The sequence below is a fragment of the Pseudomonas frederiksbergensis genome (genome assembly GCF_003732275.1).
GTDB classification, from domain to species: Bacteria; Pseudomonadota; Gammaproteobacteria; order Pseudomonadales; family Pseudomonadaceae; genus Aquipseudomonas; species Aquipseudomonas frederiksbergensis_H.
The window spans coordinates 254655-269391 of sequence record NZ_MOBM01000006.1; the positions used below are offsets into that span (position 1 = coordinate 254655).

The window sequence follows — 14737 nt, forward strand, 5'->3', positions numbered from 1 at the left end:
CTGCCGGAACCGGATCAAGTATGGGAGCGGGCTTGCTCGCGAAGGGGTCATGACATCCAGCATCAATGTTGAATGTCAGTCCGCCTTCGCGAGCAAGCCCGCTCCCACATTGACCGTGTTCCAGTCAGGTCAGGCCGCGTCGCTGAAGTCGTAGTGCAATTCGTTATCCCGGGCGCTGATCCGCACGCCTGCCAGCGCTTCGCCTTCGAGCATGCGGGTGAGGAACTCGCGGCTCATGTCCGGCAGCAGGCTGTTGGTCAGGATGGTGTCGATCATTCGCCCACCGCTTTCGGTTTCGGTGCAGCGGGAGACGATCAGGTCGATCACCGCATCGTCGTAATCGAAGGCCACTTTATGGGTGTTCTCCACGCGCTTTTTGATGCGGTTGAGTTGCAGGCGGGTAATGGCCTTGAGCATCTCGTCGCTGAGCGGGTAGTACGGAATGGTCACCAGGCGGCCCAGCAATGCCGGCGGGAAAATCTCCAGCAGCGGCTGGCGCAGGGCCTTGGCGATCTCTTCGGGCTCGGGCACGTTTTGCGGGTCTTTGCAGACCTGGGCAATCAACTCGGTGCCAGCGTTGGTGGTCAGCAGGATCAAGGTGTTCTTGAAGTCGATCACCCGTCCTTCGCCGTCCTCCATCACGCCTTTGTCGAAGACCTGGAAGAAGATTTCATGCACGTCCGGGTGGGCTTTTTCCACCTCGTCCAGCAGCACCACGCTGTAGGGTTTGCGCCGCACGGCTTCGGTCAGCACGCCGCCTTCGCCATAGCCGATATAGCCCGGTGGAGCACCCTTGAGGGTGGACACGGTGTGGGCTTCCTGGAATTCGCTCATGTTGATGGTGATGACGTTCTGCTCACCGCCGTACATGGCTTCGGCCAGGGCCAGGGCCGTTTCGGTCTTGCCCACGCCGGAGGTGCCCGCGAGCATGAACACGCCAATCGGCTTGCTCGGGTTGTCGAGGCCGGCGCGGGAGGTCTGGATACGCTTGGCGATCATCTGCAAGGCGTGGTCCTGGCCGATGATGCGTTTTTTCAGGTGCTGGTCGAGGTTGAGCACGGTTTCCAGTTCGTTACGGGCCATGCGGCCCACCGGAATCCCCGTCCAGTCGGCGACCACCGAGGCCACGGCCTGGTAATCGACCGTCGGCAGAATCAGCGGGGTTTCCCCTTGCAGAGCAGTGAGACGCTGTTGCAGGTCCACCAGTTTCTCGCGCAGGGCGTGGCTTTCTTCACTGCCAACGTCGCTGTCCACCACACCGACGCTTTCGCGCAGGGTGGCGCGGGTGGCGAGCAGTTCGTCCACCAGGGTTTTCTCTTCGGCCCAGCGGCTTTCGAGTTCAGCCAGGCGTTCGCGCTCGGCGGCCAGCAGGTTTTCACTGTTGCTCTGGCGGGCGCCGATGACGATGCCAATGGCGTGCTCGCGGGCGATGATTTGCAGTTCGGTTTCCAGCGCCTCGATGCGGCGACGGCTGTCATCCACTTCGGCCGGCACGGCGTGCAGGCTGATGGCAACCCGGGCGCAGGCGGTGTCCAGCAGGCTCACGGATTTGTCCGGCAACTGGCGCGCCGGGATGTAGCGATGGGACAGCTTGACCGAGGCTTCCAGGGCTTCGTCGAGGATTTGCACCTTATGGTGTTTCTCCATGGTCGAGGCCACGCCGCGCATCATCAACAGCGCTTTGTCTTCGGACGGCTCGGCGACTTGCACCACCTGGAAGCGGCGGGTCAGGGCCGGGTCTTTCTCGATATGCTTTTTGTACTCGGCCCAGGTCGTGGCGGCCACGGTTCGCAGGGTGCCTCGGGCCAGGGCCGGTTTGAGCAGGTTGGCCGCGTCCCCGGTGCCGGCGGCACCACCGGCACCTACCAGCGTGTGGGCTTCGTCGATAAACAGGATGATCGGTTTTGGTGAGGCCTGGACGTCTTCGATGACCTGACGCAGGCGCTGTTCGAATTCACCTTTCATGCTCGCGCCGGCCTGCAACAGGCCGACGTCGAGGCTGCGCAGTTCCACGTCCTTGAGCGCCGGCGGCACGTCACCGGCGACGATGCGCAGGGCAAAGCCTTCGACCACGGCGGTTTTACCGACGCCGGCTTCACCGGTCAGAATCGGATTGTTCTGCCGACGGCGCATGAGGATGTCCACCAGTTGGCGGATTTCTTCGTCACGCCCGACAATCGGATCTAGCTTGCCGCTGCGGGCCTGCTCGGTGAGGTCGACGGTAAAACGCTTGAGCGCTTCCTGCTTGCCCATGGCGCTTGGGGCCATGGCGCCGCAGGCTTCACCGGGCACGCTGCCTGCGTTGAAACCATCGCTGGCGCTGAGCGCATTTTCCGGCGAGTCACCGACGTATTCGTCAAAACGCTCGCTCAGGGCTTCGACCTTGATCTTGTCAAACTCTGCCGACAGCCCCAGTAGCCCATGGCGCAGGCTCGGCGTTTTGAGGATGCCCAGCACCAGGTAACCGGTACGCACCTGGCTTTCGCCGAACATCAGGCTGCCGTAGACCCAGCCACGCTCCACGGCTTCTTCCACATGGGAGGACAAGTCAGTGATTGAAGTCGAGCCCCGTGGCAAACGGTCCAAAGCTTCGGTCAGGTCACGGGCCAGGCGCGCCGGCTCGATATTGAACTGACGGATGATGCGGTGCAGGTCTGAGTCCTGCAGTTGCAGCAACTGATGAAACCAGTGGACCAGCTCCACATAAGGGTTACCGCGTAACTTGCAGAATACGGTGGCGGCTTCGATGGCTTTGTAGGCCACGCTGTTGAGTTTACCGAACAACGCGGCGCGACTGATTTCACCCATGCTCATGGCTCCTTGAGATCTGTGAGGTGTTGGCCTGCTCGGCGTAATGCCGGGCCAGTATTAAATCCTTGGCATCTTTTTCGGGCTGGCCCAGCCAGGTATTGAAACCCAGGCGGAACTGGCGATTGAGTTGCAATGCCGGTACTTCGGGCTGTTTCAGAACCAGGTTCAGATCCCAGTCCAGTTCATGGCCCAAGTATTCGGCCACCCAGGCCACCAGCTCATTGAAGGGTTGGCTACCGGGCAGCATGCTCATGTAGTCATCCAGCTTGAGTGGCCCCAGGCGAATGCGGAATTTGTGCTGGCGATCCCAGACGTAACGGCCCAGGCAAAAATCCACGCCCAATTGATGGGCGCTGGCGCCCACGCGGCTGCGTTCTGGCAGCTCCAGCCATTGGCCGACGTACTCTTCGATCTCCACCGGCAGACCGAAGTATTCGCTGAGAATGGCCTTCAAACCGTCCGGGTAGCGGGTTTGTGCCGACAGATGACCGCTGTAATGCAACTTCGCCGTGTCGGGAATCAGCCCTTGTTTGAGCAGGCTCGGCATACCCCGACCGCTCAGTGCCGCCAGGCGTGCCGACCAGTAGTCATCGTCCGGGCGGTCATGGCTGACCGTCGGCCGGGCTTCGGCCCAGGCCCGGTAAAACAGGCTCAGCAGGCGGTGATGGAACACATCCAGGAAGCGTTTACTGGTGCTGTCGGCGTTGTTGCGCTGACGTTCGCGCACATATTCGGTGATGTGCAGCGGCAATGGGCCGTTGGGGCCGCCGAGGCCGAAAAAGAACTGCTCCAGGCGCGCCGGCGCACCGTCGACGCCCGGCTGTACCGACGCTAGGGTCGCCGGGGCAAAGGTGCAATCGGCCTGTTGCCCAAGACGCAGCGGATCATCGGCCAGGCGCAAGGAATGGCCCAGACGCGGCAGTTCAGGCGATTCACACTCGATGCGCCGCAACGCCTGGAAGAAGTCGTATTCCCAGGGCTCCTGGTGCATCGCATCCAGGGTATTCACAGGGTCGGACGGCGTCCGGGCTTGGCTTTCCATCGCATGATCTCGCCGCGTTCGGTGGTACGGATCACCGTCTCGGTAAAACTGTTGATCGACACGTAGCGTGCCAGGAAGCGCTCGAACACTGCACCGAGCAAGAAGACTCCAGTGCCGCGAAACGCGTTTTCATCGAATTCCAGAGTGATCTCCAGGCCACGACCAAACACGATCGGGCCCGGCATTGGCAGCCGTCGGGTGCAGGCCTTGCTGCTGACTTCGCGCAGGCCTTCGATCTGCAATTGCAACGCCGCATCGTTGCTGTCGCCGTACAGGCGCAACAGTTCGCGCAGGGCGGCGGCGCCCTGGCCTTGTTCGCTGAGGGACAAGTAATTCAGCGAAAGCTGGCTGATCAACCGCCACGCCTTGGCGTCATGGGCATGGCTGGCGCGTGGGCGGCTCGGGCCTGCCACGCAGCGCACCGCCGCTACAGGTGCGCTGTCGGCCAGGGTGAAGTCGGTCTTGCTATTGCCCACGCTCATGAACAGCGGCAGATCGCGGTTGGTGCACAACGCCGTTACGCCCAGTTGACGCAGGTCGTGGCGATAGGGCGCCTGCTGGCTGTCCACCAGGCTGACGAAGGTTTCGCTGCCGATGTAAGTCGAGCGCGGGCCGTTGCGACGCTGGCCGCTGGACAGCACGCGGGGTTCGCGCCGCACCGTGTACCAGGCCTGATCGCGGCCGTAGCGAGACGGATCGCGTACCGCATAGAACGGCAAAAAAGGCTGCTCCGACCCGGTGCCGTGGCCGGTGAGAGTGGTCAGGGAATGAATCTCGAAATCCATCGGTCGGGTGCGGTCGGCGATCACATGGTGTTCATTGACCCGTTCTGACAAGTGGATGCGATCCAGGCGCTTGGGAAACAAGTTAATTGCCGGGGTGCAGAACGGCAGGAACTGCGCGGCTCCGACGCTGCCTTCCAGGCTCGAATCGTGACGATCGAACAGCACGATCAATTCCAGTTCCTGGCCGTCGCAGCGTTTGACCGCCCGGCTCAACTGGGTGAAGTCGACAAACAGAAAGCGGTGGGGCAGGGCGAAGTATTCCTGCAACAGGCGATAGCCCTGGAAGGCCCGCGAGACCACGGGCAGCGCGGCGTCGGTATCGTCGAATCCCTGGGAACGCAGGGCGTCCTGCGGCAGGCGTTCCACCCAATCACCGCCGGGCTGACGGGCGAACACGGCGCAGACGTTACCCAGCAGCTGTTCGTAGAGGCGGAAGGGCTGCTCGTCTGCACCGCTGAGGTACAGCGGCAGGTTGTCCAGGGCCAGACTGCTGAACGGTAGTTCGGCGCCGGTGCGCAGGGTCAGGCGCAGACCGGCCTTGGCCTTGGGTTCGCTGGCGACCAGGCGTCCGAGCACGGCGGACGGATTGCCGAAGTACTCGGCCCGACTGACCTGCAACGGCCACAACGTCACCGCATGGGCGGTGCGGTACTCGCAGCAGGTTTGGGTTTCGCGGCCCAGAGCGGCGCGCAGGACCGTGTCCCGGGGCAGCGGGAAACCGCTGCTCAGCGAGCCTTCATCAGGGTCGGCCTGCAATTGCACCACGGTCATCGAGGGTGTCGGCGCCAGGTAATGGGGGTAAGCGATTTCCAGCAGGTTGTGGGTGAAGGTCGGGTATTCGGCGTTGAGCTTGAGCTGCACCCGCGCCGTCAGGTAGGCGAACCCTTCCAGCAAGCGCTCGACGTACGGGTCGGCGCAGTCCATGCCGGACAACGTCAGCCGACTGGCGATTTTCGGGTATTCCTGGGCGAACTCCGCCGCGCTTTCGCGCACGTGGTGCAATTCCTGGTTGTACAGTTCCAGCAGGCGCGGGTTCATGAACGTCTCCGTTGGTCGGCGTTGATCACTCGCACATGGCCGGATTCCAGGTCCAGGTCGGTTTGCAGCATCAGGCGCAGCGGCACTGGCTGGGCCCAGAGATCGCCTTCGATCTCGAAACTCAGGGCGTTGTGGTTCATCTCGGCGGATGCCCGGGCCCGCACGCGCAAAGTGTTGCGCAGAATCCGCGGTTCGAAGGTGGCGATGGCCTGGTGGATCAGCGCTTCAAGCGCCGCGATATCGACGTTCGACGCACTGTTGCCGGCCAGGGCTGGCAGCCCGAAGTTGACCACCGACGTGCCGGCCGGGGTGTGCAGTGTCGCATCGGCGCTGAGCAACGAAGTGGTATTGAGCAGCCACGCCAGGTCACGCAGCACCGAGGCTTTCAGTTGGGTCAGGGACAGCACGCGCTTGTCGGCGCTTTCCTTGAGGTTGCTCGGGTCGTCGTCGGTCAACCGGTCCAGCAGGGACGGTTGCAGGCGATCGCGGGTGGCGATTTCGGTTACCACCGAAAGAAGGCCACGTACATTTTTTGATCCCACTGACCAGGCCCGCAAGAGGCGAACTGGTTCACACCCGAGATTTCCAGCGTGCCCTTGATCTGGCGCACTGCCTGGAGTTTGGTCAGGCAGTCACGGCTCGGTGCCGGCATTGGTTCGCTGCGTTCAACCATGAATATCGGGACTTGGCGAAAGGTCTCTACCCGCAATTGCCTGTCCTGGCCAAGGCTGAACTGACAAGGCCATTCCATGTCGAGCGTCAAGTGGGTCTTGTCGGGTTTGACGAGCGTGCAGCGGCCTTGATCGTTGATCAGGCTCAGGGGCTGTCCGACAAACACCGCTTGGGTCGGGGTTGCCGGGGCTGCTGGAGCGGGTGCTTCTTGTCCAGCGCACGCGCTTAGACTGATGAGGCTGGCTGCCAACGCCGTAAAAAGCAAAGGAGTGCGCATTACTGAAGCTCCCAGAACCAGATGGCCCTGGATCTTGAGAACAGATCACCGCTCTTGGTCAGGCCCCGGTTCCACAGGTCGATATGGTCGCCGGTGGGCCGGCCAGCCGTATCGCTACTTTGCTCGTAGCAGTCCTTGAAAAAAATGATGCCGGTCTTGCCCATAAGCACGGTGCGGTCGGCCACGCTGTTTGTGTAAATCTTTGGCGGGCCGATCTGCTGTCTTTTCCACAGCCAGTTAGCCAGCGATTCAGCACCTCGGGCATGCCCGTGGGAGCATCGGGGGTCCAGCGTATAAGTCGACGAGTTGACCGGCAACGTCCGTTCACCACACAAGGCGATACTCATGCGAATGGCGCACTGGTTGATCCAGGGGCCGTCGCAGGCAGGCGTGGCCGACGGGTAGGGTGGGTAGCTGTTCCACAAATTAATGAACGAAGGTTTGGCCATGACTCAGACACCGCAGGGGAAAGGATTGGATTCGAGCAAGCACCAAAAACCCCCGGCGTATAACGCCGGGGGCACCTTCGATTACACCTTGACGTTCTGGCGGATGTTCCAGCCGAACTTGACCGGCCCGCCTTCCTTGGTGCCATCGGCTTTTTGCGGCTGGTAGTCCACCAGCACCTTGGCGAAGTTCAGGGTGAGGTTTTCGGTCAGGCGATCATCGCTACCCGAGCCGCCGGTGCTCAGGGAAGTGACCAGCACTTCTTCCAGGTTGATGATCATGTATTCGACCTGGCTTTCGCCGCCGGCCTTGCGCACGGTCAGCTTGACCTTGTCGATGTGCTTGCCGCTGGCGCAGTGCATCATCAGGTTCGGTGAGGCCTTGTCGACGTATTTGGTCAGCGACAGGTCCTGGATGTTCACCTTGCCGGCACCACCACCGCTGCCCACGTGCATATTGCCGGACTGAGACATGCCCCAGCTCCAGTTCAAGACGTCGATTTCGTCCTTGTGGGCCTTGTCCATGGACTCGCCCTTGATGTCGCCGATCTTGATGAAAATATCAACAGCCATGTTTTCTCCCTGTGTGGTCTCTACCACATTGTTTGGTTGACGCCGACCTTGCGAAATCTGTTCTGCTGAACGGGTTCAAGGTGATCTCCAACCTAATGAAGATCCCTGTGGGAGCGAGCCTGCTCGCGATGGCGGAGTGTCAGGCAACACTGGCAGCGACTGATCCACCGCTATCGCGAGTAGGCTCGCTCCCACTTTTTACCGCGTACCGTTCAGCAGGTTTTTATGCGCCTTTGGCCGAAGGCAGCTTGGATACCAGGCGCAGCGACACGGTCAGACCTTCGAGCTGATAGTGCGGGCGCAGGTAGAACCTGGAGTTGTAGTACCCCGGGTTGCCTTCCACGTCCTCGACGATCACTTCGGCCGCAGCCAATGGGTGCTGGGCCTTGGTGGTTTCAGTGGAGTGCGCCGGGTCACCGTCGACGTAATTGAGGATCCAGTCCTGCAACCAACGCTGCATTTCGTCCTTCTCTTTGAAGGAGCCGATCTTGTCGCGCACGATGCACTTCAAGTAATGGGCGAAACGGCAGGTGGCGAACAGGTACGGCAGGCGCGCGGCCAGGTTGGCGTTGGCGGTGGCGTCCGGATCGTCGTACTCGGCCGGTTTCTGCAATGACTGGGCACCGATGAACGCGGCGAAGTCGGTGTTTTTCTTGTGCAGCAGCGGCATGAAACCGTTCTTCGCCAGTTCCGCTTCACGGCGGTCCGAAATGGCGATTTCGGTCGGGCACTTCATGTCCACGCCACCATCGTCGGTGGGGAAGGTGTGCGCCGGCAGATTTTCCACTTCACCGCCAGACTCCACGCCACGAATGCGCGAGCACCAGCCGAAGTGTTTGAACGAGCGGTTGATATTCACCGCCATTGCGTAAGCGGCGTTGGCCCACGTGTACTTGGAGCTGTCGGCACCGTCGGTGTTTTCTTCGAAAGCGAAGGCCTCCACCGGATCGGTCTTGGCGCCATACGGCAGACGCGCGAGGAAGCGCGGCATGGTCAGGCCGATGTAGCGCGAGTCTTCCGATTCGCGCAGCGAGCGCCAGCCGGCGTATTCCGGGGTGGTGAAGATTTTGGTCAGATCGCGCGGGTTCGACAGTTCCTGCCACGAGCCCATGCCCATCACAGTCGGCGATGCGGCGGCGATGAACGGCGAGTGCATGGCGGCGCAGACTTTCGACAACTCGCCCAGCAACTCGACATCCGGCGGCGACTGGTCGAAATAGTAATCGCCCACGAGGCAACCGTAAGGTTCGCCACCGAACTGGCCGTATTCTTCTTCGTACATCTTCTTGAAGATCGGGCTCTGATCCCACGCGGTGCCCTTGAATTTCTTCAGGGTCTTGTGCAGGTCAGTCTTGGAGATATTGAGCACGCGAATCTTCAGTTGCTCATCGCTCTCGGTGTTGTTGACCAGGTAGTGCAGGCCACGCCAGGCGCTTTCCAGTTGCTGGAAATCGGGGTGGTGAATGACCTGGTTGACCTGGGCGGTGAGCTTGGCGTCAATGGCGGCGATGATTGATTCGATCGACTTGATGGCGTCGTTGGACACCAGGTCGGTTTGCGCCAGGGCCTGTTCAGCCAGGGTGCGCACGGCGGTCTCGACGGCTTCGCGAGCGCGGTCGGTCTTGGGTTTGAATTCTTGCAGCAGCAGGGAGGCGAACTCGCTGGCTTCTTCGGTGGTGCCCAGTTTCTGAGCGTCTGCACGTACTGAATCGGTCATGATCATTCGTCCTGATTAAGCCTGAGGCTCGGCTGGCTTCGGCGCACTGGCAAGCGCCTGGAGCAGCGCCGGATCCTTGATGGCCTTCATGATGATTTCTTCGGCACCGGTCTTGCCGTCCATGTAGGTCAGCAGGTTGGCCAGTTGGGTGCGCGCTTCGAGCAGCTTGTTCAGCGAGTCAACCTTGCGCGCCACGGCGGCCGGGCTGAAGTCATCCATGCTTTCAAAGGTGATGTCCAGGCTCAGATTGCCTTCGCCGGTCAGCTCGTTGGGCACGTTGAACGCGACACGTGGCTGCATGGCTTTGAGGCGCGAGTCGAAGTTGTCGACATCCACCTCGAGGAACTTGCGATCGGCCACGGGCGCCAGAGGCTCGGCGGGCTTGCCGGCGAGGTCCGCCATGACGCCCATGACGAAGGGCAACTGGACCTTTTTCTCGGCGCCGTAGAGCTCGACGTCGTACTCGATCTGCACTCGAGGCGCACGGTTGCGCGCGATGAATTTCTGAGAACTTTGCTTCGCCACGTTGCTGCTCCTGGTCGCTTGAGCGACGGTGTTGGCGTCATCGGTGGTACCGGTGACGTGACTGCGTGATCCGTTCGCTTTTATTCGCTGTCTGGTCCGCGCAGGTTTTCAAATTGGCTCATGCCGTCGGGAATCAGGTTGCGCACGATGGCCGCAAAGTCGGCATGCACCAGATTCTTCGCCCGGTTCAACAGCACGGGCAGCGGGCTGGAGGGCTCATGACGGGTGTAGTACGCAAGAATCCGGTCCAGGCTGCGCAGCACATCGTCGCGGTTGTTGATTTCGCCAGTGCTGCGCGGTGTGCTCGGCGCGGTGGGTTGTTCAACCGGCGCGGCACTGTCGTCGCTGATGGAATCGGGCAGGGGGCTGTCGCCGCTCTGCGGGGCGAACTGGCCGAGAATCTGCAAGGCCATTTTGAGCGGTTGCTTCAACGGGCCAAGGTCAACGCCTTGGGCGGAACCGATTTGTTCGCTGACCTGTTGCTCGATGGCCTCGGCGACGCTGCGGGCCTCGTGCAAAGCTGCGCGGGTGATTTCCAACTGTTCGGGATCGCTGTCGAGGAACGCCCCGGCGAGCTGCTCGGCGCCGAGGTTTTCGTCAGGGAAGCTTTGCAGGCCGCTGGCATTGGCGGCGGCGCGCAGGCTGACAGCGCCAAAGGTTCGCGAACGGGCCAGGATGCTTTCGCGTAGCAGGCGAATGGTGGCATCGGACGTCAGGCCGGCGAGGGCATTGATGCGCACGGTGGGGTCGTTGTTGTCTTCGGCATCCAGGCGCGGATGCAGGTCGGCCCAGTACTGCTTGAGCAACTCGCTGATCAGCGTCAGGACGCGGGCCAGGCCGGTGACGCCTTCGAGGGCAAGGGAACTTTGCAACAGGAAGTGGGTGATACGCAGATCTTTGCTGCGTTGCAACAAATCCAGACTTTGCTGCTGGATGCTGCGCCATTCAGGGGGGGCGGCAGGCAATATCGAATCGCCCATGCTTCGCTCGGGCTGGCCTTGGGAATCGCGTTCCAGGCGCAAAAAATCCGCGTCGTATTCCAGATCTTCGCCACAGGGCGAAGTCGCGGAAACGGCGGCGAGCAACAAAGGCACTTCCACTGAATTTGATCTCCCTATCGCCCGACAAACAGAGTCGGGCAGTTCACACGTTAGCACCAGGTGGGACTACGCATGTTTCCTTGAGTGTAATGGCCCTTTGGATACGAAGTGATCTCAAAGCGCCATCATTGTTATTCAAGAAGTTGTTATTTTTGGTGTAGTACTTATGGCTTGTCAAGGTAAGCTATTTCCTCTGTGTGACAGATGTGAGGTGCTTAACAACCCGCGCGACCGATTGGTCGAGGCAGGCGCTGATGCAGGTTTTTTGTCACGCAAGCCGGTTAAGATCAGCAATCATGCTGTCAAAAAGCGGTTTTCGAGGTTGTTTGCAAGGTTGTCGGACCGAGTTTGGCGGGAGTGAATCCCGATTCGTCCGCGCGCAAAGTGTTCAGCAAGGAGGCAAGATGTCGCTGTGTTTGACTATTACTAGTTATCACAAAATTACCCCTGGCCAGTGCCCTGAGAAATCCATGGATCAGGGTGTGATGGCGATAGGTCGCAACTCTGATAATGACTGGGTATTGCCCGACCCTGAGCGCTTGGTTTCCGGCAAACATTGCAGTATTCAATATAAAGATGGCCGGTATTATTTAACCGATAACAGCACTAACGGTGTGGAATTGGTCAAGGCCGGTATTCGTCTGCGCAAAGGAAACAGCGAGCCCTTGCAAGATGGCGAAGTTATCCGCATCGGTGATTATGAAATCCAGGCGCGTATCGATTTCAGTTTGCCGGTGACCGACGGTAACCCTTTCGCTGATTCGTCCAGCAGCTTTGAGGCCCTGATGGGGCGTCAGGGTGCCGTCGTGAATACGCCGACGTCGTTGCCCGTGACACCACCCGCACATTTCCAGGGCGTATCGGCCATGGACACGATGCCGGACCTGTTCGACTTTCTGACACCGACCAGCGTCCCGCCAGCCACCCAGCCCGACCATGTCCCGGCCGAGCAGCACGATTTCCGCCCACCGACCCCGATCTCCACCCCAACGCCCGTGACCGGGCCTGAACCGCTGGCGTCGGCCCCGGTGATTCCGGAAGATTGGGACCTGTTCAGCGACAAACCTGCGCCGGTGGCTGTCGCCCCGCTACCTGTTGCAGAGGTTGCACCGCCATCTGTACCTCACATCAGCGTACCGATCGAACCGACACCGCTGCGCGAATCGCCCGTGGCCGTCGTCGAACGCCTGGTCGATCCAGTCAACCCGGCCGACAATTCTCAACCCGACCTGTTGCAAGCCTTTCTGCGCGGTGCCGGGCTGGATCAAGTGCGCCTGGACAAGGCCCAGGCCGAAGCGCAAATGGAAAGTATCGGGCGCAGTTATCGGCTGATGGTCGAAGGCCTGATCGATGTCTTGCGCGCCCGTAGCAGCCTCAAGGGCGAGTTCCGCATTCAGCAGACGATGATTCAACCGGTGGAAAACAACCCGCTGAAATTCGCTCCCAACGTCGATGAAGCGTTGCTGTTGCTGTTGCGCCACAGCAATCAGGCGTTCATGGCGCCGGACCTGGCTGTGCGCGACAGCTTCGATGACTTGCGTGCTCACCAATTGGCGGTGATGGCCGGCGTGGAAGCTGCGATCAAGCACCTGCTGGCGCGCTTCGAGCCGGCACAACTGGAAGAGCGCATGGGCAAGCCCGGTGGCCTGTCGAGTATTTTCAGTGGCTCGCGACAGGCCCAGTACTGGCAGCAGTTCACCGAGCTCTACAGCAATATTTCCCGCGAGGCCCAAGAGGATTTCCAGGACCTGTTCGGTCGGGAATTCAGCCGCGCCTACGAAGAACACAGTACAAGGCAGCGCTGCGGCTGAGCATCGCCATCGCATAGCGCCATTCATAGCAAAGAACGGAACAACGGATAGCTGAAACGTCATTGAGGACGCAGGATGATTCCCAGGTTTTTACTCGCAGTCGCCACCGCGCTTCTGCTGACCGCATGTGCCAAGGATGCGGCCAAACCCCAGCCCGAAGCGGCTGAGGCCGAGGCCGACACGGCCGCCGTCGAGTTGCACTTTCACGCCATTGCCGGGCTCAACCCCGGCACCACTGGCCAGCCAGCCCCGGTCCGGGTGCGTATTTTCGAATTGAAAAATGCCGCCACCTTCGGCCGTTCCGATTATTTCGCACTGGCCGAACGGGCCCAGGCGACGCTCGGCACAGATCTGATCGATCAGGACGAAGTGCTGATCCAGCCCGGCCAGCAGTTGAGCCTGCAGCGCAACCTCGACCCGGCCACCCGCCATATCGGCGTACTGGTGGGGTATCGCGAGCTGGATCAGTCGTTGTGGCGCGCGGTGATGAATGTCCCCCCGCGCCAATACACCGAATACCAGATCAGCCTCGACGTGCGAGCCGTGCGCAGCGCCGTCGTGGTTTCCCCATCCAGCCCTGCCCAATAAGCAATCGGAGCCCCCCATGTCCTGGAACAATCGTGTGGTCTGGTCGGAAGGCATGTTCATTGGAACGCAGCACTTCCAGCAGCATGACCGTTACCTGGAGAACCTCATCGATGCCCGGAGCCGCCCGTTGTCGGCCGGCGCCTGGGGTTTCTCCGAATTGCTGATCGACCAGGGCCTGCTGGCCCAGGGCAAACTGGCGATCATCTCGGCGCGGGGGCTGTTGCCGGACGGCACGCCATTCAACATTCCCCAGGATGACCTGGCGCCGAGCCCGCTGAATGTCGATGACAACCTGCGCGATGGTTTGGTGTACCTGGCCTTGCCGCTCAAGCGCGCCGGTGCGCGAGATACCGTTGACGAAGGCGAAACCCTGGGCGCTGCGCGCTACGTGAGCCAGGTGCGCGAAGTACGGGACGATAACGCGCCGTTCGAAAACCAGGCCCCGGTGGCCGTGGGTTCGAGGGCGCTGCGACTATTGGTTGCCCAGGATGGCATCAGCGACTACGCCGCCGTCGGCCTGGTACGAATCAAGGAGAAACGCGCCGACCGAGCCTTGGTGCTCGACGACACTTACATCCCGCCGCTGCTGGATGTGGTCGCCTCCAACCCCTTGGCCGCGTTTCGCAACGAACTGCTGGGCCTGCTGCATCAGCGCGGCGAAGCCCTCGCCGGGCGCGTGGTGGCATCCGGCGCCGGCGGTGCCTCGGAGATTGCCGATTTCATGCTGCTGCAACTGGTCAACCGTGCCCAGCCGCTGATCCAGCACTTGAGCCAGTTGAGCCCGTTGCACCCCGAGCGGTTCTATAGCGAGCTGGTGAGTCTGGCCGGCGAGTTCTCGACTTTCACCGCTTCCGGGCGGCGCCCCCAGGAATACCCGCAGTACCAGCACGATGACTTGGCGCTGAGTTTCGCGCCGGTGATGCAAGCCCTGCGTGAGGCGCTGTCGATGCTGATCGACAGCAAGGCCACGCCGATTCCTATTGTCGAAAAAGCCTACGGCGTCCATGTGGCGATGCTGGCCGACAAGACCCTGCTCGACAGCGCCAGCTTTATCCTGGTGGTGCGCGCCGACGTGCCCGCCGAAACCCTGCGCAGCCACTTCGGCCAACAGAGCAAGGTCGGCTCGGTGGAGCACATCCGCAACCTGGTCAACCTGCAATTACCGGGCATTGGCCTGCTGCCACTGCCGGTGGCGCCACGGCAAATCCCGTATCACGCCGGCTCCACTTATTACGAACTGGACCGGGGCAGCGAGCATTGGCAGCAACTGGCCAACTCCGGCGGTTTTGCGTTCTACATCGCGGGGCAATTCCCGGGGCTGAACCTGGCTTTCTGGGCGATCCGAGGATAAA

13 protein-coding genes are annotated in these 14737 nt (G+C 61.2%); 3 read left to right on the forward strand and 10 right to left on the reverse strand.

Annotated elements, in window-relative coordinates:
* Positions 1 to 129: 129 nt before the first annotated feature.
* The 10 genes from tssH to tssA all read right to left on the reverse strand — a co-directional run bounded on the left by tssH (position 130) and on the right by tssA (position 10986).
* Positions 130 to 2808 carry a type VI secretion system ATPase TssH gene (tssH, locus tag BK662_RS05040; protein WP_123357165.1) on the reverse strand — a complete coding sequence of 893 codons (2679 nt, stop codon included), beginning with the start codon at positions 2806 to 2808 and terminating at the stop codon, positions 130 to 132.
* Complete coding sequence (gene tssG, locus BK662_RS05045) at positions 2801 to 3853, reverse strand: type VI secretion system baseplate subunit TssG (protein ID WP_123357166.1); 1053 nt, start codon at positions 3851 to 3853, stop codon at positions 2801 to 2803. The genes tssH and tssG overlap by 8 nt, the downstream gene beginning before the upstream one ends.
* Positions 3817 to 5676 (reverse strand): type VI secretion system baseplate subunit TssF, encoded by a 1860-nt coding sequence (tssF, locus tag BK662_RS05050; RefSeq protein ID WP_123357167.1) that lies wholly within the window; start codon positions 5674 to 5676, stop codon positions 3817 to 3819. Before tssF ends, tssG begins: the two co-directional genes overlap by 37 nt.
* On the reverse strand, positions 5673 to 6185 hold the full coding sequence (gene tssE / locus BK662_RS05055) for a type VI secretion system baseplate subunit TssE (protein ID WP_123357168.1): 513 nt from the start codon (positions 6183 to 6185) through the stop codon (positions 5673 to 5675). Before tssE ends, tssF begins: the two co-directional genes overlap by 4 nt.
* Positions 6179 to 6625 (reverse strand): hypothetical protein, encoded by a 447-nt coding sequence (locus BK662_RS05060; RefSeq protein WP_123357169.1) that lies wholly within the window; start codon positions 6623 to 6625, stop codon positions 6179 to 6181. Before BK662_RS05060 ends, tssE begins: the two co-directional genes overlap by 7 nt.
* Complete coding sequence (locus tag BK662_RS05065) at positions 6625 to 7074, reverse strand: type VI secretion system amidase effector protein Tae4 (RefSeq protein WP_123357170.1); 450 nt, start codon at positions 7072 to 7074, stop codon at positions 6625 to 6627. The genes BK662_RS05060 and BK662_RS05065 overlap by 1 nt, the downstream gene beginning before the upstream one ends.
* A gap of 81 nt (positions 7075 to 7155) precedes the next feature.
* Positions 7156 to 7644 (reverse strand): Hcp family type VI secretion system effector, encoded by a 489-nt coding sequence (locus BK662_RS05070; RefSeq protein ID WP_007894494.1) that lies wholly within the window; start codon positions 7642 to 7644, stop codon positions 7156 to 7158.
* Between the two features lie 223 nt (positions 7645 to 7867).
* Entirely contained in the window at positions 7868 to 9361 is a 1494-nt protein-coding gene (gene tssC, locus BK662_RS05075; RefSeq protein WP_123357171.1) for a type VI secretion system contractile sheath large subunit, read from the reverse strand.
* Positions 9362 to 9376: 15 nt separating this feature from the next.
* A complete protein-coding gene (tssB, locus tag BK662_RS05080) occupies positions 9377 to 9886 on the reverse strand; it encodes a type VI secretion system contractile sheath small subunit (RefSeq protein WP_102614536.1) in 510 nt (169 codons plus the stop codon).
* Positions 9887 to 9966: 80 nt separating this feature from the next.
* Positions 9967 to 10986: a type VI secretion system protein TssA gene (tssA, locus tag BK662_RS05085; RefSeq protein WP_123357172.1), complete on the reverse strand. Its 1020-nt coding sequence runs from the start codon at positions 10984 to 10986 to the stop codon at positions 9967 to 9969.
* A 404-nt stretch (positions 10987 to 11390) separates the two neighbouring features.
* On the opposite strand from tssA, the gene tagH reads away from it, so the two are divergent.
* The 3 genes from tagH to tssK all read left to right on the forward strand — a co-directional run bounded on the left by tagH (position 11391) and on the right by tssK (position 14736).
* Positions 11391 to 12797 (forward strand): type VI secretion system-associated FHA domain protein TagH, encoded by a 1407-nt coding sequence (gene tagH, locus BK662_RS05090; protein WP_123357173.1) that lies wholly within the window; start codon positions 11391 to 11393, stop codon positions 12795 to 12797.
* Between the two features lie 75 nt (positions 12798 to 12872).
* Positions 12873 to 13385, forward strand: coding sequence for a type VI secretion system lipoprotein TssJ (gene tssJ / locus BK662_RS05095; RefSeq protein ID WP_123357174.1), 513 nt, complete (start codon positions 12873 to 12875; stop codon positions 13383 to 13385).
* Positions 13386 to 13401: 16 nt separating this feature from the next.
* Positions 13402 to 14736, forward strand: a complete 1335-nt coding sequence (gene tssK, locus BK662_RS05100; RefSeq protein ID WP_123357175.1) for a type VI secretion system baseplate subunit TssK — start codon at positions 13402 to 13404, stop codon at positions 14734 to 14736.
* Position 14737: the final 1 nt, after the last annotated feature.